Genomic DNA, 21,430 nt, shown 5'->3' on the forward strand with positions numbered 1-21,430 from the left:
TTAGCCCAAGGTGTTGCTTCACTCTTTAGTTGCTTGATTGCCGATTCACCAGCGTAATTACTTGTTGTTATTTTGTTTCTTTTGTAGTTCTAAAATCCTTTTCTGTCTTTGTATTACTTGATTCTCCTTTTCCTGTATCATCCTTTCCCTTTTCACTTCAAATCCCTCATCAGGTAACTCAAATTGACAGCCTCTATAAAAGTCCTGGTCTTGATAAATAATATCAGTGAGCAATTCTATCTGCCGGTTAATGCTGTCATTATTGGTTCTCAATTTTTGAAAGCCTCTCCATGTAGAATTACGCTTTAAGATAATACCAAATTCAGGTACCCAAAAGTGACTCACACAACCATCCATGCCTGCTCCATTGCTTGAATACTTATACACCTTATATTCCCTACGTCCTCCTGGAGAATTACTATAGATAAGGATGGAAGAGCTGTTAACCCTTGAAAACAACTCATCAGACCTATTATGTCGATTGGAGACAAATTGTACTTTGAAGTTTGGTGCCTGATTCAAAATATAGGTGATAGTATCTTGCTTTGGTGTATGCTGATAAATGTAAGTAAGTGTATAAGTGCTATCTTTTATTTGGAATGAGTACTGCACAGGCTGTTTTTGAATATCTACCATGGTACAACACTCCATATCATAAGATACATAATGAAATTCAAGCTTTTGATTAGTTTGTTCCTCTCTGTTCGCTTTCTGTGAGCATGAAAAGAAAAGTAAGCCAACAATGACAATTAATGTGAATCTCAATTTTTTCGTTTATAGCAAGTAATAATCATATATGTATTATTAAGTGATTGTCCGTTCAGCAGTTAAGTATTTATACCCTTGCCGGTTGTAATTTTGGAGACAACAGTTGGATAACTCCTAAAGCCAGCAGATAGGCAGAAGAAGCAATAATAAACAGGGGTAAATAACCATATGTACCGGCAATGGTCCCGGCATTGTACGAGAAAAGTGCCCCACCTAAGGCTCCAAACATGCCTCCAATACCTATGACGGAGCTCACTGCTTTTTTAGGAAACATGTCGGTGGCAATAGAGTACAAATTGGCGCTCCATCCCTGATGTGCCGCAGCGGCTAAGGCAATTAATGCAACGGCTATTGGCAAGCTTTCGGTAATGCTGGCAAAAAACACTGGAACTACACACAGGGCACATAACAACATGGTCACTTTTCGGGCAGCATTCTGCGTCCAACCTATACTGATGAACTTACTGGAAAGCCAGCCAAAGAGAATACTTCCTGCGTCGGATACGATATAAATAATAATAAAAGGCAGAGATAGTTGTTTGAGGTCAAGCTGAAATGTACCGGCTTGCTTAAAGAAATCAGGCAAAAAACTCAGGTAGAACCACCAGATCATATCTGTAAGAAATTTGCCCATGGCAAAGGTCCAGGTTTGACGAAAACCTAGCAGTTTAAACCAATTTACTTTAGCGGTACTTGTTTCCTGTTCTCCATCACTTCGTATATAGTCCAGTTCCGCCTGCGTTACTTTTGTGTGTTCTTCCGGACGGCGGTATAGCAACAACCAGCAGATTAGCAGAACAAAGCCCAGAGAACTGGTAATAAGAAATGTTGCCTGCCATCCATAAGCTGTAATGACTACCGGAACAAGGGCAGCAGTAAAAATAATGCCTATGTTGGCCCCTGAATTAAAAATTCCTACGGCTTTACTTCTTTCTTTGATTGGAAACCACTCCGCTACTGTTTTGATGGCCGAAGGAAAGTTGCCCGCCTCACCAATACCTAAGGTAAAACGGAAAAGCCGCAAACGTCCGAAAGTGGTAGCAAAACTGTGTGAAAGGGCTGAACCCACCCAGAGAAAAATCGCCACCGCATATCCTTTTCTTACGCCAACCCGGTCGATAAACCAACCCATGAGGATAAACCCAAGACCATACGCAAATTTGAACACCGCATCTACCCGGCCATACTCAGCCAGAAAAGCCGTATGGTTTGCTTCCGTAAGGGGCGCAGTGGCCGCCAATCCCAGCATCTCCCGGCGAAATCCATCGTCTGCCATAACAAAGCTCAGCACATTGCGGTCTATGTAATTGATGGTGGTTGCAAAAAACAGCAATGCACAAATACGCCAGCGGTAGTTGCCTATTTTGGTTCCTATGGATTGAAGGTTGGTTGTTTCTACGGGTTGCATGGGCAATAGGTACGAATTTGAAACAATGAAAAGTTGAGGTTCTACAGTTGATTCTATCTTTTTGCGCTGAAGGCAGTTAACTTCTTTATATTCTGGGCTTGGGATTCAGCTTTTTTACAATATCCATCACTGTAGCAGCTTTGCTTGCAATGGAATTAAAATCTTTGGTGGCTAGTACCTCTTTTGGAAATAACTGCGATCCGATACCTACGGCTTTTACTCCCGCTTTAAACCAGGTGGTCAGGCTTGCTTCTTCTGGTTCTACACCACCAGTGACAATAACGCTGCTCCAGGGCATCGGACCTTTTAAAGATTTTACAAACTCTGGCCCCACCACATTTCCCGGAAATACTTTGACCATTTCGGCTCCCAGTTCTTCTGCCCTGGAAATTTCGTTCATGGTAGCACAGCCGGGTACCCAGGCTATTTTTCGGCGGTTGCAGGTGAGGGCTACATCTTCTTTTATAACCGGCGATACAATAAAACTGGCTCCTAGCTGGATGTATAAGGAGGCAGTACCTGCATCAAATAAGGTTCCAGCTCCCAGAATCATGTCTGGGTAGCGGGCTTCGGCAAACTTGTTGAGTTCACCAAAAGATTCGTGGGCAAAATCCCCGCGGTTGGTAAATTCAAAAACCCGGATGCCTCCCTGATAGCAGGCTTCCAATACGCCTTTACAAATCTCTACATCTTCATGGAAAAACACTGGCACTACGCCGGTTTCTGCTATTTTTTGTACAACTTCTATTCTGGTAAACCTGGACATGAAAAAATGATTTATTTAAGATGTTCGTATGTATGATCAGTAATTATATTTTCTTTTCCAGCAGAATTCTATACTCTGCCAGGGTTTCTCTGGGTTCTACCCCTATGATCTGAAATCCATTTTTTATGGCAAATAGTAGCATAGCCTGATGCCGGTTGCGGGTTTTAAAACGGATATGTTTGTACCCATTTTCGCTAGCCCATTTCTCTTGTATGCTGGCTAAACTTTTGGCAATTCCTTCTTTCCGGTAAGCCGGCAATACCCCACCCATCCAGCTGTAAAAGGAGCCATCTGCTTCTTTTTCGTAACCTACTTTAAAGGCTACCGGTTTTCCATCTGTGTAAGCTACCAAGATCAGCTGTTTTTTTCCGGCAAGCCGTTTTATGTATTCCTCCACCTCATGCGGATGATCAAACTCTGGCATTAGTTTCGACAGGGCAACTACTTCCTCGATCGAACCGGGTTTGATAATAAAGCTCATCGAACCAGTCTGCCGGAACTATCGCCTTTCATGACCGGTATTACTTCTTCGGCTGTTACCAGATTCGCATCGCCTTCTACGGCATGTTTTAAAGCCGAGGCAGCTACGGCAAAATCCAGTGCCTGCTGATCGTCGTTGTAGGTAAGTAAGCCATAAATAAGTCCGGCCATAAAAGCATCGCCCCCACCAATACGGTCTACAATGGGAGAAATCTGATGCATGGGTGTTTTCAGATACTCCGCCCCATTCCACATCACCCCGGTTAAAGTATTGTGTGAGGCACTGATTGATTCGCGTTTGGTGTTTACAATTTTCTTCACTTTCGGGAACCGGTTCATTAATTGCTTGCACACGGAAACAAAGCCGCTGCCTTCTCCTTTTTTTGGTTCAATGCCAAACATATCCGCAGCGTCGCCTTTGCTGCACACAATAATATCGCATCCGGCAACCATTTCGGGCATTACCTCGCGGGCCGTTTTTCCGTATTGCCACAGATTTTTGCGGTAATTTGTATCGGCTGACACAGTCAGGCCTAATTTATTGGCAACGGTAATGGCTTCCAGGCAACTTTTAGCTGCACCATCCGATATGGCTGGGGTAATGCCTGTCCAGTGAAGCCACTGGGCCTCTTTTAATATTTCTTCCCAGTTTAGCATCCCTGGCTCTAGTTGCGCAAAGGCTGAGTTAGCCCGGTCGTATACTACTTTACTGGGCCGGGCAATGGCACCTGTTTCCAGAAAATAAATACCGAGCCGGTCGCCGCCATACAGGATATTGGCTGTTTGCACACCGTATTTGCGGAGTAGGCTTGTGGCTGCTTTGCCCAGATCATTGTCCGGAAAACGGGTAACGTGTTCGGCAGGTATGCCGAACTGGGCTAGGGAAATGCCTACATTGGCTTCTCCTCCGCCATAGGTTATGTTAAAATTATCAGCTTGTATAAACTTAGCATATCCAGGAGTAGATAGCCGAAGCATGATTTCACCAAAGGTTACTACTTTTTTCAATCTATTCTGTTTTAAGGTATATCAAATCCAAAATATTCGCGGGCATTGTTGTAGCAGATATTTTCTACCATTTTACCCAACCATGCTGTTTCGTTGGGCAGTTCACCATTTTCTACATCACGGCCAATTAAGTTACATAAAATCCGGCGGAAATACTCATGCCTGGGGTACGAAAGAAAGCTTCTGGAGTCGGTGAGCATGCCTACAAAGCGGCTCAGCAAACCCATATTGGAGAGTGTATTGAGTTGCTTTTCCATGCCATCTTTCTGATCGAGGAACCACCAGCCTGAACCAAACTGCATTTTCCCAGCCACTGAGCCATCATTAAAGTTACCAGTCATAGTGGCTATTAATTCATTATCTCTGGGATTGAGGTTATAGATAATCGTCTTCGTTAGTTTATTCTGGGTATCTAATCTGTCAAAGAACCTGGCCATTGGGCGTCCTACCTCAAAGTCTCCGATAGAGTCCCATCCGGTATCCGGGCCGAGTTGCCGGAGCATGCGGCTGTTGTTGTTGCGCAGCGCCCCGTAATGAAACTGCTGCGTCCAGCCTTTTTCATGATCCATCAGGGCAAATTCCACCAGCATAGCCGACTTGAATTTCAGCACGTCAGCTGCACTCAATCCTTTTCCGCTCCGGACTTTAGAGAATATCTGGCTGATTTCCCCTTCTGTGTAGTCTTCTGCATAGATGGTTTCAATTCCATGATCGGATAAGCGGCAGCCCATGCTGGCAAAATAGTCGTGCCGTTTGCGTAAAGCCGTGAGATAACTGTTGAAATCCCGGATATCTACATTGCTTACAGTGGCTAGTTTATCTACCCAGGCATTAAATACTTCCGGATTTTCCGGGGCCATGCCTTTATCCGGACGGAAAGTAGGAAGTACCTGTATTTCAAAGCTAGCTGCTTTTAGTTGTTGATGATATTCCAGGCTATCTGTTGGGTCGTCGGTAGTGCAGATCACCCGTACATTCATTTTCCGTAAAATACTCTTTACCCGGAATTCTGGTGTTTGCAGTTTGGCCGTACATTCATCGTAAATTTCTTTGGCTGTGGATGAATTCAGCAGCTTTTTTATGCCAAACGGGTTGCGCAGTTCCAGGTGTGTCCAGTGATATAGAGGGTTGCGCATGGTATAGGGCACGGTTTCTGCCCATTTTTCAAACTTGGCATAATCGTCGGCAGTTCCGGTACAGTATTTTTCCTCTATGCCATTGGTGCGCATTGCCCGCCATTTATAATGGTCGCCATAGAGCCATATCTGCGTCAGATTTTTGAACTGCTTGTCTTCGGCTATTTCATTAGGCGGCAGGTGGCAGTGGTAATCAATGATGGGCATTTTGCTGGCATGTTCGTGGTACAGCAAGCGGGCCGTTTCGGTTTGCAACAAAAAATCTTCTGACAGGAAAGGCTTCATAACAATGAATAATGACAATTGAAAAATGAATAATGTCTGAACCAGAATTTATAGGATTAGCGGATTTACAGAAGTACTAGCAGGCCATACTATATCCCGAAAAGTGTCACCAAATCCGGCTACTCTTAAAATCCTTTGATCCTGTTTCAGCCTAATGACCGTTCGATGCCTAATTCCAGGCCGCGTAATTCGGCTAGTCCTCTCAGGCGGCCGATCGCTGAATAACCAGGATTGGTTTTTTTGTGCAAATCGTCCAGCATTTGGTGCCCATGATCGGGGCGGAAAGGAAGCTGAAAATCGGCACGTCCGGCGGCTTTGCGTTTGCGTTCTTCCAATACCAACGCTTTTACTACCCCATACATATCTACATCACCAGTCAAGTGGTCCGCTTCAAAAAAGGTATCGGGCTGCTGCGGATCACGTAAAGTGCTTCGCAGGTGAACAAAATTTATTTTATGTCCTAGCCGTTCTACCATCCCTACCAGGTCGTTATCTGCCCGGACCCCAAAAGAGCCGGTACACATGGTAAATCCATTAGACGGAGAATCTACCACGCTGAGCAACGCTTGTATGTCTTTTTCTGTGCTCACCACACGCGGCAAACCCAGAATGGGCCTGGGCGGATCATCTGGATGGATAGCCATACGAACGCCTACTTCTTGCGCCACCGGAATAATTTCTTTCAGAAAATACGCTAAGTTTTCCCGCAGCCTCTTGTCATCTACCTGTTTATAGGTATCGAGCACTTGTTGAAACTCTTCCATCGTAAAACTTTCTTCAGAGCCTGGCAATCCGGCAATAATATTGCGCTGCAGCTGCAGCTTCTGTGCATCGTTTAGCTGGCCAAAATAGTGTTTGGCTGCTTGTTTCTGCTCACCACTGTACTGCTCTTCCGCTCCGGGACGTTTCAGAATATATAATTCAAAGGCAGCAAAAGCGGTAGCATCAAAACGAAGGGCTTTAGAGCCGTCCGGCATTTCATAGGCCAGGTCGGTGCGCGTCCAGTCGAGTACGGGCATAAAGTTGTAACAAATGGTGTAAATGCCGCACTGCGCCAGATTCCGGATCGTCTGCTTATAATTGTCGATGTATTGTTGACGGTTGGCTTGTGCTGTTTTAATGTGTTCGTGGATGGGTACACTTTCCACAACTGACCATCGCAATAAGGTTCTTTTAGGTGGGCTTGCCTGGTCGTTCCACTCAATTAGGCGTTTGCGTTCCTGAATTGCCGCTACTGGCCATATTTCTCCATTAGGAATATGGTGCAGAGCAGTAACAATACCGGTAGCGCCTGCTTGCATCACATCTTGTAAAGAAACTGGGTCTTTCGGGCCAAACCAGCGCCATGTTTGCTCCATGCTCATAGGGGTAGATCAAAGGTTTACAGGTTTTCAACAGGTAAAGTACCTGATTTTTACGTTTACAATCTAGTATAGTAGCCTCATTTCTTTTCTGATGCTCAACTTTTGAAACCCTAGACGTGTACGTGCTCTACTCAATAAGATACTGTTTTAGGAGTTTTGTACTCAGTAAAGGCTTCTTTTTTCAGAAAAATTTTAGTTTTTGTATAATTCTATAAGCGGTACTGTCATTTTACAGATGAATGATTATTTTCGTGGCAGATATTAAAACCTCCTACCTATGCAAAGTTTAACGGCCGACCACCTGAAAAATAATACACTGCCTGGCTCACCGGTAATTGTACCCGATCAATCGCTGCTTCAACTGCCGGAAAAAGTATTGCAGTTTGGCACCGGTGTATTGCTGAGAGGCTTGCCCGACTATTTTTTTGATAAGGCCAATAGGCAAGGTTTGTTCAAGGGTAGGGTAGTCGTGGTAAAATCTACCGATTCAGGCAGCGCCGATACATTTACCGCTCAGCAAGGATTATATACGCATTGTATCCGAGGCATAGAAAAAGGGAAGCAGGTAGAAGAATTTATTATTAACTCGTCTATCAGCCGTACGTTGTCTGCTAAATCGCAGTGGGCGGAGGTGCTTGCTTGTGCTCAAAATCCGGAATTGCAGGTGATTATTTCTAATACCACCGAAGTAGGTATTCAATTAACTGACGATGATAGTAGCCTTTCTCCACCTGAGTCGTTTCCTGGAAAGTTGCTGGCATTTTTACATGCCCGGTATAAGGCATTTAAGGGAAGCCCTGAGAGCGGAATGATCATTATCCCTTGTGAGCTGATTGTAGACAATGGAAAAAAACTGAGGGAGATTGTGCTGAAACTGGCTGAGCAGAATAAATTACCGGCTGACTTTATTGCCTGGCTTACGACTCATACTACTTTTTGCAATTCCTTAGTAGACCGCATTGTGCCAGGAAGTCCGGATAAACAAACCAGGGAAGCTATTTTTCAGAAAGTAGGATATACCGATGAACTACTAACTGTTTCGGAAGTCTACCGCCTGTGGGCCATTGAAGGAGATGACCGTATAAAAGAGAAGCTTTCGTTTTACCAGGCAGACAAAGGCGTGATTATAGAGCCGGATATTACCCCTTACCGGGAACGCAAACTTCGCTTGCTGAATGGCACGCATACCATCAGTGTAGGTTTAGGCTACTTGTACGGACTGGAAACAGTAGGGGAGTGCATGAACGACGAATACCTGAGCCGCTTTATTAGCCAGGTGATGCAGCAAGAGGTGGTGCCGGCCGTGCCTGTAGACGAAGAGAGTGCCAGAACATTTGCTGAAGAAGTACTGGACCGCTTCCGTAATCCTTTTATTGTACATCCGCTGATCAGCATTACCTTACAGTACACATCTAAAATGAAGATGCGCAATGTGCAAACCTTAGTGAATTATCATCAGAACTATGGAAAAGTGCCACGCCTGTTTGCCCTTGGATTTGCCGCCTATCTGTTGTTTATGAAAGCTGTGAAGGAAGAAAATGGAAAATATTCAGGTGAGAGAAATGGTAAGCCGTACCCCATTAACGATGATTTTGCTGCCTACTTTTATAAAGCCTGGCAAGGGGTAGATACCTCTGCTAAAGAGGCTATAGAAGGTTTTGTGAAGGAGGTAACTGCTGATACTTCTTTGTGGGGAACCAATTTACAAAGTTTGTCCGGGTTTGCTAACACTGTTTCAGATTATCTGTATGCCATGTTGCAGGAGGGGGTAAAAGCTGTAGTGCAAGCACAGGTGAAGAAGTAAAAGAAGGGAGAAAGGTGGGTGATTTGTTGGACGTAGAATATACGTTTGAATGTAAGGTATACAGCCTTATTGTTTTTGGTAATAGTCTCAATTTTGCTTTTTTTGATGCATGATCCGTATATTTTTTTTTATTTTCCTGCTTATTACCTGTTTTTCTTCCCTAACTCATGCACAAAATACCAGGCTTCGCGACAATAATACTATTGGATGGTATACCTATACTGGTACTTTCCGGGTGCAACCCAAATGGAGCCTGCATACTGAATACCAATGGCGCCGGGAAGATTTCGGCACAACCTGGCAGCAAAGTTTATTACGTGTAGGGGTAAATTATCAGCTTCATCCCAATGTGCTCCTTCATCTGGGATACGGCTGGATTGAAACGTTTAATTACGGCGACTATCCAATTAATGGCTTTGGCAAACAGTTTCCGGAACACCGGATTTACCAGCAGGTAAATGTTACCCAAAAAACCGGCCGGGTAGACTGGCTGCACCGGTACCGGCTGGAACAGCGATGGAACGGCCGCTTTAATTCCGCTGATAGTGATAACCCCGATGGATGGACGTACCTGAACCGCTTGCGTTATATGGTCCGCTTACAAGTACCCTTACAAGGCCCTACGCTGGACGACAAGGAGTTTTATCTGGCTGCCTATGATGAAATATTTATTGGTTTTGGAAAAAATGTGGCGCAAAATGTATTTGACCAGAACCGGGTAAGCTTTTTAGCCGGTTACCGGCTGAATAAAAACCTAAAAATAGAAGCAGGCTATTTGCAGCAACTTGTTCAGCTCTCCCGCCGCATCAACGACCGCAATGTGTTTCAATATAACAATGGCCTAATCGTAAATCTGGTGTTGAATGCTGATCTGAAAAAGGGATTATAAATGAGCTTTATGCAGTTTAATAAACCTGTTAAGTTTCTAAAACCTAACAGGTTTTGCATGTATATTCCTAACTAAGAGAGAAAATACTATTACCTTCTAGTTACTTTGCCTTTGTTCTCCCAGTGACTCAGTTCTATTGCGCCATTTTCTGTCCGTTTTTTAATTATACGCACATACCTTTCTCCGGCAATAGCCCCATCTTCCCGCCGTTTACCAATAAATAAAGTCACAGGTTCTCCATGTTCATTAGTAATGAAAGTAAGATCATTGCCCCGGAAATGATCATCAATCCGGGAAGAAGGTTCATATAATTTGCTGAGTTTCTCCGCTAGTTTTGGGTTTAATGGCATAGGCTTTTTTGCTTTTACGTGCAATTTCTGGAGCAGGATACCTTTATCACCGGCTACACTTGTGACTTCTATTTTCCGGCTGTTCGCTACACGCATTTTACAGTTCACTGCAAAGCACTTTTTGCTTATTTGTCATTTTTGCATTATTGCATACGTATTCACTGTAACTCTTTAACGCCTATGTTTACCACTTTACCCTTTCACATGATAGCCTGTATAGCTGCTGCCCACCTGGGCCTTTTATTCGATATGCATTTGTTGCAAACTTCTCCGGCCACTACACCAGTCCATACTTCCACAGAAGTAGTACAAGATACCAGTGTCCGGAAAAGACGTACCTATCAGTACACGCATACGGACAACAACCAATCTACGGAAATTAATTATGATGGAGAGATTGCTTTCACCGATGATGAGAAAGATATAAAAAGCATTTCTCCGGGCGGATTTTTTAAGTTCAGTAAAACAACTTTCGGCAACCGCCGGGCTGTACATATCGAGAGTAATTCCAATGGCGAACTAAAGCGGACGTACTATGTAGGCAAAACACAAGAGCCCTATGAACCAGACGGACGCAAATGGCTGGCGGATATGCTGCCGGAAGTAATTGCCAATACCGGCATTGGGGCCGAAGAACGGGTAAAAAGGATATATGCACAAAAAGGGATAAACGGAGTATTGCAGGCTATTGAATCTATAAGCAGCGATTATACAAAATCTATCTATTTTGGCTATCTGCTACAACAAAATGGCTTGAAAGAAAAAGAGCTGAGCACCATAATAAACGAGGTGTCGGATCAGGTGAATTCTGATTTTGAAAAAAGCAAACTGCTGCAAAAGGTTAGCGGAAACTATTTGCAAAATGCTACCTTAACAAATACCTATTTGGATGCTGTGAAGGGAATATCCTCAGATTTTGAAAAAGCCAAGGTCCTCAGTCATGTGCTTAGTACTAAACTAAATGAAAGCGGTTTTACTAAATCCCTGGATGCTGTAGCTAGCATTAGCTCTGATTTTGAGAAGAGCAAAGTGCTTACAGAAATGCTTACCAAGCAAGAATTGCCAGATACGTATTTTAAACAAACATTGACAGTCGTATCTGGTATTTCTTCAGACTTTGAAAAAAGTAAAGTATTTAATAAGCTTATCAGTACAAAGCCCAAAGTACTGAACGAACATTTTCCATTATTACTGGAAACGATAACAAAAATTAGTTCTGATTTTGAAAAAAGCAAAACACTGGCTACTTTATTAAAGAATGCCCAGCTGTCTGAAACCCAATATGTGCAATGGATGGGGGCGGTAACACATGTACATTCAGACTTTGAAAAGGGGAAGTTACTACAACAAGCTAGCAGGACTATGCCTAAGGATAAACCTGCTGTAATAGAAGCCTATAAAAAAGCAGCCAAAACCATCAGTTCCGATTTTGAATACCGGAAAGTAATGGATAACCTGGACTGATCTGACGAAACTATCTCTTGCGATACAAATGCTATTTTAAAGTAATAAACGTTTTGTGAAAGAGTGAGTAAGGCTGCTGGCTGCAAGGTGCCTTACTTACATGGGTGCTACCGTTCTTTTGCAGCCAGGTTGAAAAATAAGCAACATACCCCATGAAACCACTTAGATTACTTCTCTTACTGCTTGCCGGAACCTTGATTGGAGGGGTATTCTACACGTATCTGTTTTATAGCGAAACCGGTAAAACGCCCAATTATACAGAAAATGTTCAGCTCCTGCTTTATACATTAGCTACTTTTGTAGCTGTTGCGGCAGTTGTATCGGTTTTGCGGCTGAGGTTAAATAAATGGTTTCCCTGGCAGCAAATGATCACGGTGCGGTTGCTAACGGGCATGCTGCTACATATTCTTTTGAGTTTGCTGATTATTGGCGTAAGCGCCAGTCTGTATGTTTACACAACAGCTGCCAGGCAACCGGCAGGTGTTTTTCTGGAAACCTACCGGGATGGTGCTATTAAAGTAGGTATCCTGGTATTCTTAGGAGTATTTGTGTATACAATTGTTGATGTTACTTTATTCTCTTATAAGCAGTTTGCCCAGCAGCAACTTACCTCTGTCAGGCTCACCCAGACCCAGCTTTCCCTGCAACTGCAGATTCTGCGAAATCAGCTCAGCCCGCATTTTTTGTTCAACAGCATGAATACGATTTCCGCATTGGTTTACCAGAACCGGGCAACAGCCGAGCAGTTCATCCGGAAGCTGGCCCATACGTATCAATACATATTATCTACGCATACAAAACCCTTGGTAACCCTATCCGAAGAAACCCAATTTCTACATGCCTATATTTTTATGCTCGAAGCACGGTTTGAAGGAGCCGTGGACATCCAGATAAACTTGCCAGATCATGTGATGCAAAGTAGGATACCTCCGCTTACCCTGCAATTGCTGGTGGAAAACGCCGTAAAACATAACCAGGCAACCAAAGAGAATCCACTTCAGATTAAAATATATGTGGATATGTATGATCAGATAACAGTAAAAAATACCATTCAGCCAAAAGAAACTGGAAATGATTCTTTTAAAATCGGGCTGGATAATATCCGGGGCCGGTATCAGTACTTAACTAACCGGCAAATTCAGGTTTTGAAAGACAGCCATTTTACTGTAAAACTTCCACCAATCGAACCTGTTCATGAAGCAACTATTCATTCATAACGCCTATTTCCGCATCCTTTGCCCGCCGGTGTATGGATTAGTGGTATATGTGCTGGTGCTGTTGGTATTTGACAGTGTAGGCCAGATCACAGAAAATTTTTTCAGCCAGGAAGTATTACTTTGTATCGTGCTTACCTATTTGTTATCTGAGTCATTGCGGCTGATGATTGACATGGTGAATAGGTATTTACCAGCAGAAAAAGACATCAAAATTCTTACTGCCACACAGCTAGCAGTGAATATGCTTTGCTCGCTAACCGTAATTAGTGGGGGAGTGGCTATTTATTTTTATTTTATTGTGGGCTATTCCACTTTCCAGGTTGAGTTACTTACGCTCAACAGTATTTATTTGTTAACTACCTTCCTATATACCTTACTTTACTTGAGTATTTATTTTCTGCAAAAACACAGCACAGAAAAGCTTACTCAGGAAACAGCCCTTCGCAAAAAGATGGAACACCAGCTACAGCAGCTTAAACAGGAGGTAAATCCTGGTTTGTTGTATAATAGCCTGGAAACGCTTATTAGTTTAGTACAACAAGATGCCGGCATGGCAGAAATATTTATAGACCGGCTTTCTTCCCTCTACCGCTACACCCTGGACCACCGGCATAAAGAACTGATTGCTTTAGAAAAAGAACTGCATGCCCTACAGGATATGGCCTACCTATACAACCATAAATTTGAAGGGAAAATTAAGGTGACCATCTGCATAGCGGAAGAGGAACAGGCATTATTGCTTTTGCCAGGAAGTTTACCGGAATTAATGGAAAACAGTATTTTATCTACCATTATGCATCCTGGCTTCGTTCTGGCGGTGGATGTGTATGTGGAAGATTCATTTGTGGTGTTACATTACCCCAGCAACAACCGGCTACTGCTGCATAACCCTGTCCAGGAAACCATTCACCGTTTATCACAAACGTATAGCTTCTTTACAGATAAGAGAGTAGTTTACCAGCCGTCGCAGGTAGAGTGCATCATTAAATTGCCTTTGCTTCAGGAACATCCAGTTGTAGACAACAGAACGCATTCACTCACAGAAAAACCACAAGTCATTCATCAATCCTAACTACCCACCGGCCAACTACTAATCCCTGCAACCCATGAAAGTTCTGATTATCGAAGATGAGAAACCAGCCGCCGACAAACTGGAGCGGTATATTAAGCAATATGATCCTTCTATTCAGGTGCTGGCAAAGCTGGAAAGTGTACAGCAGGTAAACCAATGGTTCAGTAGGGAAATAGCTGAAGTAGACCTGCTATTTATGGATATACAATTGTCGGATGGAGTAAGCTTTGAGATTTTTAAGCAGACTCCTATCCAAAAGCCAGTCATTTTTACCACTGCCTACAGTGAATATGCTATAGAAGCCTTTAAAGTAAATGGCATAGACTATCTCTTAAAACCCATATCGTATGAAGCGTTGGCCAGCAGCATGCAAAAACTGGAGGTATTGAGAAGTAGCCTTCCATCCCGGCAACCGAGTATACCGCTGGAGAACCTTTCCAGAATGCTTTCCCAGCTACAGAAAAAGAATTATAAAAACAGGTTTATGGTCAGGCTGGGCGAACACATTCACTCTATTGCGGCAGATAGTATTACCTTGTTTTATGCCGTAGACCGGGATGTATTTCTGTATACAACTACCAAAAAGAAATTTATCGTCGATTATAAGCTGGAAGACCTGGAGGAAATTATAGATCCTGCGTTATTTTTTCGGGTAAACCGGAGCATCATTCTGCACATCAATGGCATCCGGGATGTATTGGTTTACTCCAATAGCCGCCTGAAAATTCACCTTCAGCAGGAATTCGATAAAGAAATAATTGTAAGCCGGGAACGGGTTAATGATTTTAAAGAATGGTTTAATGGCAACAGCCCGCAGGTTGCTACTGATTAAGTAGGAGTTCAACAATAGTGAATTCTATTACATGATAAAAGGCTTGGGGCTAAAACTAAGAATGAAAACGAGCAGCGATAGCCAGCCTAGTGCTTGCCTGCCAGCCGAAAGCGGACGGTCATATAAGACTGGCGGATGATACACACCCAAGAACCTGCCCAGGATAAAGCTGAACAGCAGCCATCCATAATAGCCTTCAATGCCCGGAAATAAGAACGACAGTAAATACTGACCGGCAAACACCGATAAGCTAAGCAAAATGGTGTTTTTTGCTCCATTCACTGTGCGTGAAAAAGTAATAAACAAAAAACCAAAATAAAGCAGTGCCCAGTGGAACGTATCCAAAAACTCAGTCTCAGAGGCTGGCGGCACCACCAAACCTAACCCGGCATAGAAGACAAAACCGACAAATAGAACTGGAGCAATCAGGCTATGCTTTCGGTATCCTACCATGCTAAACAGAATATGTCCGCCATCCAGTTGTCCGATGGGAAGCAAGTTCAGCGACGTAAAAAAAAGCGACAGGTACCCTGCAAATAAGAAGGGATAATGTGCCATTTCATACACATTGGGGATACGTGCCGGATCAGTCACCACCCATTTCTCAAACAGCACAAAGAGTAAATTTCTGCCTAAGGCAAAACCCCCTTCTGTATCTTTATATACATGCTGCGCATAGGCTAAGCCATACTGTTGATATTCCGGATGAATTGTAAAAATATGTTCAGGGGGCGGCAAATGCGTAAAGCCATACAACAATACACCCAAAGCCAGAATGAATCCTGCCAGTGGGCCCGCAATGCCTACATCAAAATATTCTTGCCTGGTATGCATAGGACTTTTTATGCGGATAAAAGCCCCCATTGTACCAATGGAGCCTATTCCCAACCAGAAAGGAATGTAATAGGGCAAGGTCAGGCGGATTTTATATAAACGGGCAGTAATATAGTGGCCAAATTCATGTACCGTTAGTACACTCAGGAAAGGAATAGAAAAATACATGCCCTGCCAGAATTCCGGCCATCCCAGCGGTTGCGGAGAAAAAATAAAACTGTTTCCAAACATCCATTCAGCCCCTGCAAGGGTAGTAGTAATAAACGTAAGTATGAACAGGAAACTGTGTAGGAAATACGTTTTAATTGAGTGTTCACCCATTAGCGGAATATATCTAAAATAGTAGCCGGAGTTTGTAAATGAACGGTTTGAATGCCTATTTGTTTTGCTCCCTGTATATTTAAAGCACTATCATCAATAAATAAGGTTTCCTTAGGGAGGATGCCGGCATCTTTCAACACATACTGGTAACAATCGGCTGAGGGCTTCGCCAGTTGAATTTGATGAGAATAATAGGTTTTATCGAACAAGTCTTCCAGGCTGTAAATCTGATGGTCGCGTTGTAAGATGCGGTTTACCTCTTGAATATGAATTGCATTTGTATTGCTCAGCAAATAAAGCGTATAGGTTTTGCGTAACTCTTTCAAGAGTTTTATTCGTTCCTGTGGAATGTCGAAGAGCATTGAATTCCATGCTTGATCTATTTGTTCATCGGTTAGCGAAGTTTCCAGCATATGATTTACCGTAATGCGGAATTCTGCATCTGTCCATTTGCCAACTTCATGATTGTAAAACAAACGCCGTTCTTCTATTTGCTGACGGATAAAGGGAATATCTTTTTCACTTAATTTACTGAAGGACAGGGCCACCTGTTGAAAATCGATATTTAAAATGACGCCACCCAGATCAAAGAGTAGATTTTTAATGTGAGAAGAAATCAAAATTTTTGTAATTTATTTGTGGATTGTGATGCAAATATGTAAAATTGCACTCCCAAAACAAAGCAACTGAAACAATGTTGTTTTGCGGGCTTGTAGCTCAGCCGGTTAGAGCACCTGACTCATAATCAGGGGGTCCCTGGTTCGAGCCCAGGCTGGCCCACGTGAAAAAACCCTCAATTCTGCGGAATTAGAGGGTTTTTTACTTTTTAGCCTCTTCCTGCCTCTTTTTGCTGCTTTGATTTTTATAGCGAAAAAGCCTATTTTTAGCCACTCAATATTAACTATTGGGACCTATATGAGACCTAGAAAAATAGACTAATGAGTGTATCCGCTAAATTATATTGCAAAAAGAGTAAAGTTAAACCAGACGGTACAGCTCCTATTTATATTGTGTTAAGAATCAATAGTAAGCCAAAACTGATATTAACTGGTAAATATATTAATCCGAACCTGGGCGATGCAATTATTTGAGGATGCCTTAGCAATAGAGAAATTAAACCCTGATGTAGCAAGAGAAGCATCCATAGCGGCTATAGATGCAGGGCATGTTGAACTTGCAGTAAATTATTCGCTTGAGGCAATAAAAAGGTTGCCCACTGATTCAGGTTTAATGTGTAACCATGCCATTAATCTAATGGTAGCAGGAAAAGATAAAGAGGCCCTTGAGTGGATTGAGAAAGCCTTAGCCATAGATCCGATGGATAAGATAAACCAGAATGCTCATCAGCTGATAAAATTAGTCTCTGAAGGCAAAAGAAAAAGACCAAAGTTTGATGAGTTAATGTAAAAATAATAAGCCTAACACCACACACTATCGACAACTAGGCTGCCTCACCGCAGAGCTCCAATTTGAAGCCATAGTTGCGAGTGTGTTTGGTTCATTAGGTGGCATAAAATGATAAAAAATGACCGAACAAACTATTCTATCTGATAAAGAAGCAATAAGAGAATGGTTTGCTGATACAGTGTACGAACAAAGTATATTAATTGAACTTGTAATCGACAAATCAACAGAAAAAATAGTATTCATTACCTCTTGTTCAACGGAACCATTAAACAGATATCAGTACAGATTTAGAAAGGTTACCTTCTATGATGTTAAGGATTTAACGATAGGAAAGTTTTTGTATAAGCAACTTGCCAACAATGAGTATCAAGAAGATATAAGATATAACAGTGGCAGCAGAAGAGGAACTTATATTATTGAAAGGATTCAGTTAAAAACTTATCCAGATTATTTTACTATACACCTCAATTTTGGCGATTCAAACAATAGTGTAGATTTTCGATTTTCCGGGGTTGCAATTCAAGAACGATTGGGTATATATCAGAAGAGTGAAGAAATAAAAATACTTGATTTGCAATCTCGACAAGACATTAAATTTGATAAACCATTTGAATGAAAAAAGAACGCCACCTAACATTAAGCAGACCTTCCAGCCCGCCGCTGATACGCAAAGCCTCAGCATGAGGCAAGGCCGTCGGCTGCTCATATTCCGTTGTGCGCAAAAAAGGAAAATAAAGTGACAAGAGAAGAACAAGCAAAAGCATTCACTCAATTACATGAACATCTTCAATCATTGATAGGGAAGCAATTGCAAATCGCAGAATTTATAACAGACAGGGAATATGATAGACATGGCACTAGCAGCATTTATTTTACCCTTACCGTGAAAGAAATAAATTGGAGATTTAGTGGCTTCAGACTGAGGATTGAAGGCAATAATGAGGAATTATATGAAATAAGCCCAAGTATTAGTGAACTAAAGATAGAGGCAGATACAATTGAAGTAGTGGAAACTTTAGGGATAAGTACGATAAATACACCCTTGAAAAGAAAGACTAGCATTAAAATTATATAAATTCAGCGCACAACACCACATTGAAGTCGACAACCTGGCCGCTTAAGCACAAATCTAACGCATGGGCCATGGCTGCGTCAATGTTTGTTACATTATGGCTCATTAGAACGGATGAATTAATATCTTATCAGTGATTTAACTTTTGATAATCATTGTATCTATTTATGTTTAAGAATAAACTCTTGTATGCTTTATTACTTATAATAGCATTTATAATTGGATATACTGTAAATGAGATATTTTCTGAGGATAACAGTGTATCAATTAATACAAATACAAAGCCATCTTATGTACTATTTGAGCCCAACTATAATGTTGCTCATGACCAGTTATTAAAAGAAAATTTTGAACAATCACATAGATCGGATAATTATGAGTTGGAGAAAAAATTAGGTGAAAAAGTAACAGTTACCTATTGGATAGACTATCCAGAAAGGCTTATTCTAAATGAAACGTGGATTATTAGATTTGATACGTTTGATATAAATAAAGCTATTGAATACATAACAGACAAGGAAGGCTTCATAATTACTGATATTTGTCCAGAGAAGCCTACTGCATATAATTTCTTTGTATTTGGTTCAAACAGTGATTTATATTTTGACTGTAGCTTTGTAAATAAAAATGACATAAATAACTATTATGAGTCTAATGTATTAATAGTCGGTCATAGATATCCGGCATATGCAAGAGGTGGTATTATGAAAAACCACAAAAGATTTCAACAATAGATATAAACTAATAAAAACGAGCCATAACACTTAACCCTGCGATTTCTATGGTCTAAGCAAGTAATTGCAGCTTTATTTTATCCTGTTTTATCTAACTAGGTGAGCGGCAGAAATGGTGTGGAAATATGGATAACTTCCCTTACCCAAGCCCATCCAAAAGTTACCCACATTCCCACACTGTAACGACAATAGTTCTTTCTTAATATTTATCCGCTAGAAGTCGCTTGATACAGATACTCAGCACTATACTGGCGATTGTTTTTTACACAGGCAAATATTCTCAACACCAGCTTGTTTCTAACAGCATTGATAACAGCCATTTTATTTTTCCCTTCCCCTACTTTTCGCTCATAGTAGGCTTTCAATTCAGAACAGTGTACAATGGCACATAGAGCGGCCATATGTAATAAGGTTTTCATTGACTGATTAGCCATCTTAGATGTTCTGTTTTTGCCTCTGATACTGCTGCCAGAAGAATGCTCATAAGGCACTACCCCGGCATAAGCAGCAAACTTTTTGCCTTCTTTAATGTCGTTAAATTCATTCGTGGAAAGGATGATTTGAGTAGCTGTGATTTGACCTACCCCTTTGACAGAGGTAATTAAAGTGAATAAGTGGTTTAGCTTCTGATCTGATTTGATAATGGCTTCAATGGCTTTGGTGGCCTTCTTTTCATCCTTAGCTAAAGAAAGCAGGGAAGATTTGCATAAAGTAGCGAGTTCTTTTATAGAAGTTTTATCTGAGAAATGAGCAGTCTCTGCAAGGGCTGTTTTTAATTGATGATTAGCTCTAATGAGCCTATTCCTTAAAGCGACCAGATATTTTAACCGCTTCATCACCGGCCGTGGGGGTTGCCAAAGCTCGAGTGTATCCCTTTTTAAATAAGCGTACAGAGCAATACGTTTGGCATCGATTTTATCATTTTTTCCTCTTTGCAGCCCCAAGGAGTATTTAATTTGTATAGCTGCCTGTAAGCAAATATTAGCTTGCAAAGAAGTTAAAGCCTCAAGTAGGAAATGATTATAGATCCCGGTATGTTCCATACAAAACAGCGCTTGCTTGATCTCAAATCCGGGTAAATCCTTTAGCTTTTTGATAAAACAGGCAATGCCTTTTGGATTGTTAGCCGTGGTTAGGTGAAATAATTGATTTCCCATTTGCACTAGGGAAAAATCAAGGGTCTGCTTGGAGATGTCAATCCCAATGAAATAAATGAACTTTTGCATAATCAAAGAAATGTTTACATTACAGAGAAGAGAAAGAATACAGGATAACACTTTGAAGACAATCAAGTCCTTAATAATGAGCCTGAGCTAATAGCTGTTTGCTCTAATTTCTATTTGAAGTTTCTTCAAAAACCTGCTTAAGGATTCAATCGCAGGATAGGCCTAGAGCCTGGGCAACCGCATAATGCGCCTTGAGCAAGGTTATCTTTAAATGAAGTTCATGGAATTTTACAACTATACAAAGCTAAAGGGCAACCGCTTTGTTCTCAGCTGTAACCTCAGCACAAAAGGCCGGTTTGCGAGGGTTCTTGAACCGTTACTTGCCATAGAAGGAAATAAAAAATGGGTAAAGCTAAAGAACTAGATGGGGTACCTATTTCTGATTCAACTCCTGAATTTCATTTTGGGTTAACTAGCCCTAATTGTAGATGGGTTGAATTTGAGAAAAACAATTATTCAGCCTGGAGAGGTAGCTTTACCAATGATGAGTATGGAATTAATAAAGTGATAGCTCTTTCGGATAATAATGAGTTTTTAGTTATCGCTATGGGAGCAGGATATTGGATCGATAATGAGTTAAATGCTTTGATATTTCGAGTACCTCTGGAGTCCATTAGTTTCGCTGCCAAGATTAATGAAAAAGAAGTGTTGGTAGCAAATTGGATGGGTTTTTACCTATTACAGAGTGACAGTCAATTAGTAAAAGTCGAGCATATGTCAGATTTAGGCTCTATAAAAGTAGAACAAGAGGATAGTATAATGGTGAAGGGAAAACTTGAGGCGTATGATTTTGATTGGGAGGAAGTACCTTTTCAATTTGATAAACAAACCAAGCAGTTAACAATAAACAACGGCAAGTAACGCCAAACCTGCCAGCAACCCTACTGCCTACGCCACATCCTCAGTAGAAGTAAGGGTATGTGGAGGTTCTTGGCTCATTGGCTGTCAGTAAAATATAAAATTGGATAAAGTAAAAATAAACATTGACTTGTT

The 21,430-nt window shown here is 41.7% G+C and carries 23 protein-coding genes and 1 tRNA gene; 13 read left to right on the top strand and 11 right to left on the bottom strand.

The genetic code is table 11. From position 1 onward, the window contains the following. Window positions 1–57 precede the first annotated feature (57 nt). From Q0590_RS22950 to uxuA, 7 genes are all read right to left on the bottom strand, one after another. Complete coding sequence (locus Q0590_RS22950) at window positions 58–765, bottom strand: hypothetical protein (RefSeq protein WP_302039954.1); 708 nt, start codon at window positions 763–765, stop codon at window positions 58–60. Between the two features lie 70 nt (window positions 766–835). Next, window positions 836–2,176 carry an MFS transporter gene (locus tag Q0590_RS22955; protein ID WP_302039955.1) on the bottom strand — a complete coding sequence of 447 codons (1,341 nt, stop codon included), beginning with the start codon at window positions 2,174–2,176 and terminating at the stop codon, window positions 836–838. A gap of 85 nt (window positions 2,177–2,261) precedes the next feature. Continuing rightward, window positions 2,262–2,942 carry a bifunctional 4-hydroxy-2-oxoglutarate aldolase/2-dehydro-3-deoxy-phosphogluconate aldolase gene (locus Q0590_RS22960; protein ID WP_302039956.1) on the bottom strand — a complete coding sequence of 227 codons (681 nt, stop codon included), beginning with the start codon at window positions 2,940–2,942 and terminating at the stop codon, window positions 2,262–2,264. Window positions 2,943–2,985: 43 nt separating this feature from the next. Continuing rightward, entirely contained in the window at window positions 2,986–3,423 is a 438-nt protein-coding gene (locus Q0590_RS22965; protein ID WP_302039957.1) for a GNAT family N-acetyltransferase, read from the bottom strand. Next, window positions 3,420–4,430, bottom strand: coding sequence for a sugar kinase (locus tag Q0590_RS22970; protein ID WP_302039958.1), 1,011 nt, complete (start codon window positions 4,428–4,430; stop codon window positions 3,420–3,422). Before Q0590_RS22970 ends, Q0590_RS22965 begins: the two co-directional genes overlap by 4 nt. A gap of 11 nt (window positions 4,431–4,441) precedes the next feature. Next, window positions 4,442–5,851, bottom strand: a complete 1,410-nt coding sequence (gene uxaC / locus Q0590_RS22975) for a glucuronate isomerase (protein ID WP_302039959.1) — start codon at window positions 5,849–5,851, stop codon at window positions 4,442–4,444. A gap of 146 nt (window positions 5,852–5,997) precedes the next feature. After that, window positions 5,998–7,215, bottom strand: coding sequence for a mannonate dehydratase (uxuA, locus tag Q0590_RS22980; RefSeq protein ID WP_302039960.1), 1,218 nt, complete (start codon window positions 7,213–7,215; stop codon window positions 5,998–6,000). A gap of 277 nt (window positions 7,216–7,492) precedes the next feature. Here uxuA and Q0590_RS22985 point away from each other — a divergent pair, with 277 nt between their 5' ends. Continuing rightward, on the top strand, window positions 7,493–9,019 hold the full coding sequence (locus tag Q0590_RS22985) for a tagaturonate reductase (RefSeq protein WP_302039961.1): 1,527 nt from the start codon (window positions 7,493–7,495) through the stop codon (window positions 9,017–9,019). 109 nt (window positions 9,020–9,128) lie between these two features. Then, a complete protein-coding gene (locus Q0590_RS22990; protein ID WP_302039962.1) occupies window positions 9,129–9,908 on the top strand; it encodes a DUF2490 domain-containing protein in 780 nt (259 codons plus the stop codon). Window positions 9,909–9,997: 89 nt separating this feature from the next. On the opposite strand, the gene Q0590_RS22995 is transcribed toward Q0590_RS22990, so the two are convergent. Continuing rightward, window positions 9,998–10,354, bottom strand: coding sequence for a hypothetical protein (locus Q0590_RS22995; protein WP_302039963.1), 357 nt, complete (start codon window positions 10,352–10,354; stop codon window positions 9,998–10,000). Window positions 10,355–10,462: 108 nt separating this feature from the next. On the opposite strand from Q0590_RS22995, the gene Q0590_RS23000 reads away from it, so the two are divergent. The 4 genes from Q0590_RS23000 (at window position 10,463) to Q0590_RS23015 (ending at window position 14,843) form a co-directional block, all read left to right on the top strand. Beyond that, window positions 10,463–11,722, top strand: a complete 1,260-nt coding sequence (locus tag Q0590_RS23000) for a hypothetical protein (RefSeq protein ID WP_302039964.1) — start codon at window positions 10,463–10,465, stop codon at window positions 11,720–11,722. Between the two features lie 152 nt (window positions 11,723–11,874). Then, window positions 11,875–12,939, top strand: a complete 1,065-nt coding sequence (locus Q0590_RS23005; protein WP_302039965.1) for a sensor histidine kinase — start codon at window positions 11,875–11,877, stop codon at window positions 12,937–12,939. Further along, complete coding sequence (locus Q0590_RS23010; RefSeq protein WP_302039966.1) at window positions 12,917–14,011, top strand: histidine kinase; 1,095 nt, start codon at window positions 12,917–12,919, stop codon at window positions 14,009–14,011. Before Q0590_RS23005 ends, Q0590_RS23010 begins: the two co-directional genes overlap by 23 nt. Before the next feature lie 34 nt (window positions 14,012–14,045). Next, entirely contained in the window at window positions 14,046–14,843 is a 798-nt protein-coding gene (locus Q0590_RS23015) for a LytR/AlgR family response regulator transcription factor (protein WP_302039967.1), read from the top strand. A 27-nt stretch (window positions 14,844–14,870) separates the two neighbouring features. Here the strand turns inward: Q0590_RS23015 and Q0590_RS23020 are convergent, their stop codons facing one another. Both Q0590_RS23020 and Q0590_RS23025 read right to left on the bottom strand, forming a co-directional pair. Next, the gene (locus tag Q0590_RS23020) at window positions 14,871–15,998 is read right to left on the bottom strand and encodes a site-2 protease family protein (RefSeq protein WP_302039968.1); all 1,128 of its coding nucleotides are present in this window, start codon (window positions 15,996–15,998) and stop codon (window positions 14,871–14,873) included. Next, the gene (locus tag Q0590_RS23025; RefSeq protein ID WP_302039969.1) at window positions 15,998–16,618 is read right to left on the bottom strand and encodes an HAD family hydrolase; all 621 of its coding nucleotides are present in this window, start codon (window positions 16,616–16,618) and stop codon (window positions 15,998–16,000) included. Before Q0590_RS23025 ends, Q0590_RS23020 begins: the two co-directional genes overlap by 1 nt. Window positions 16,619–16,704: 86 nt before the next feature. Here Q0590_RS23025 and Q0590_RS23030 point away from each other — a divergent pair. The 6 genes from Q0590_RS23030 to Q0590_RS23050 all read left to right on the top strand — a co-directional run bounded on the left by Q0590_RS23030 (window position 16,705) and on the right by Q0590_RS23050 (window position 19,211). Next, a tRNA-Ile gene (locus Q0590_RS23030) sits at window positions 16,705–16,778 on the top strand. 158 nt (window positions 16,779–16,936) lie between these two features. Further along, window positions 16,937–17,089, top strand: coding sequence for an Arm DNA-binding domain-containing protein (locus Q0590_RS37575; protein WP_366970497.1), 153 nt, complete (start codon window positions 16,937–16,939; stop codon window positions 17,087–17,089). Then, a complete protein-coding gene (locus tag Q0590_RS23035; RefSeq protein ID WP_302039970.1) occupies window positions 17,076–17,405 on the top strand; it encodes a hypothetical protein in 330 nt (109 codons plus the stop codon). The genes Q0590_RS37575 and Q0590_RS23035 overlap by 14 nt, the downstream gene beginning before the upstream one ends. A 118-nt stretch (window positions 17,406–17,523) precedes the next feature. Continuing rightward, entirely contained in the window at window positions 17,524–18,021 is a 498-nt protein-coding gene (locus tag Q0590_RS23040) for a hypothetical protein (RefSeq protein WP_302039971.1), read from the top strand. Between the two features lie 120 nt (window positions 18,022–18,141). Next, window positions 18,142–18,480: a hypothetical protein gene (locus Q0590_RS23045; RefSeq protein ID WP_302039972.1), complete on the top strand. Its 339-nt coding sequence runs from the start codon at window positions 18,142–18,144 to the stop codon at window positions 18,478–18,480. 164 nt (window positions 18,481–18,644) lie between these two features. After that, window positions 18,645–19,211 (top strand): hypothetical protein, encoded by a 567-nt coding sequence (locus tag Q0590_RS23050; protein WP_302039973.1) that lies wholly within the window; start codon window positions 18,645–18,647, stop codon window positions 19,209–19,211. 206 nt (window positions 19,212–19,417) lie between these two features. On the opposite strand, the gene Q0590_RS23055 is transcribed toward Q0590_RS23050, so the two are convergent. Next, entirely contained in the window at window positions 19,418–20,437 is a 1,020-nt protein-coding gene (locus Q0590_RS23055) for an IS110 family RNA-guided transposase (RefSeq protein ID WP_302039974.1), read from the bottom strand. A gap of 342 nt (window positions 20,438–20,779) precedes the next feature. Here Q0590_RS23055 and Q0590_RS23060 point away from each other — a divergent pair, with 342 nt between their 5' ends. After that, window positions 20,780–21,298 (top strand): hypothetical protein, encoded by a 519-nt coding sequence (locus tag Q0590_RS23060; protein WP_302039975.1) that lies wholly within the window; start codon window positions 20,780–20,782, stop codon window positions 21,296–21,298. Window positions 21,299–21,430: the final 132 nt, after the last annotated feature.

The sequence above is a fragment of the Rhodocytophaga aerolata genome (genome assembly GCF_030503435.1).
GTDB lineage: Bacteria > Bacteroidota > Bacteroidia > Cytophagales > 172606-1 > Rhodocytophaga > Rhodocytophaga aerolata.

Coding starts and splice junctions, on each gene's coding strand:
- uxuA (WP_302039960.1), bottom strand. CDS start 7,215: ATGAGCATGGAGCAAACATGGCGCTGGTTTGGCCCGAAAGACCCAGTT.
- Q0590_RS23035 (WP_302039970.1), top strand. CDS start 17,076: ATGCAATTATTTGAGGATGCCTTAGCAATAGAGAAATTAAACCCTGAT.
- Q0590_RS23020 (WP_302039968.1), bottom strand. CDS start 15,998: ATGGGTGAACACTCAATTAAAACGTATTTCCTACACAGTTTCCTGTTC.
- Q0590_RS23015 (WP_302039967.1), top strand. CDS start 14,046: ATGAAAGTTCTGATTATCGAAGATGAGAAACCAGCCGCCGACAAACTG.
- Q0590_RS23000 (WP_302039964.1), top strand. CDS start 10,463: ATGATAGCCTGTATAGCTGCTGCCCACCTGGGCCTTTTATTCGATATG.
- Q0590_RS22960 (WP_302039956.1), bottom strand. CDS start 2,942: ATGTCCAGGTTTACCAGAATAGAAGTTGTACAAAAAATAGCAGAAACC.
- uxaC (WP_302039959.1), bottom strand. CDS start 5,851: ATGAAGCCTTTCCTGTCAGAAGATTTTTTGTTGCAAACCGAAACGGCC.
- Q0590_RS23005 (WP_302039965.1), top strand. CDS start 11,875: ATGAAACCACTTAGATTACTTCTCTTACTGCTTGCCGGAACCTTGATT.
- Q0590_RS22990 (WP_302039962.1), top strand. CDS start 9,129: ATGATCCGTATATTTTTTTTTATTTTCCTGCTTATTACCTGTTTTTCT.
- Q0590_RS37575 (WP_366970497.1), top strand. CDS start 16,937: ATGAGTGTATCCGCTAAATTATATTGCAAAAAGAGTAAAGTTAAACCA.
- Q0590_RS22965 (WP_302039957.1), bottom strand. CDS start 3,423: ATGAGCTTTATTATCAAACCCGGTTCGATCGAGGAAGTAGTTGCCCTG.
- Q0590_RS23055 (WP_302039974.1), bottom strand. CDS start 20,437: ATGCAAAAGTTCATTTATTTCATTGGGATTGACATCTCCAAGCAGACC.
- Q0590_RS23040 (WP_302039971.1), top strand. CDS start 17,524: ATGACCGAACAAACTATTCTATCTGATAAAGAAGCAATAAGAGAATGG.
- Q0590_RS22985 (WP_302039961.1), top strand. CDS start 7,493: ATGCAAAGTTTAACGGCCGACCACCTGAAAAATAATACACTGCCTGGC.
- Q0590_RS22995 (WP_302039963.1), bottom strand. CDS start 10,354: ATGCGTGTAGCGAACAGCCGGAAAATAGAAGTCACAAGTGTAGCCGGT.
- Q0590_RS23050 (WP_302039973.1), top strand. CDS start 18,645: ATGTTTAAGAATAAACTCTTGTATGCTTTATTACTTATAATAGCATTT.
- Q0590_RS23060 (WP_302039975.1), top strand. CDS start 20,780: ATGGGTAAAGCTAAAGAACTAGATGGGGTACCTATTTCTGATTCAACT.
- Q0590_RS23010 (WP_302039966.1), top strand. CDS start 12,917: ATGAAGCAACTATTCATTCATAACGCCTATTTCCGCATCCTTTGCCCG.
- Q0590_RS22955 (WP_302039955.1), bottom strand. CDS start 2,176: ATGCAACCCGTAGAAACAACCAACCTTCAATCCATAGGAACCAAAATA.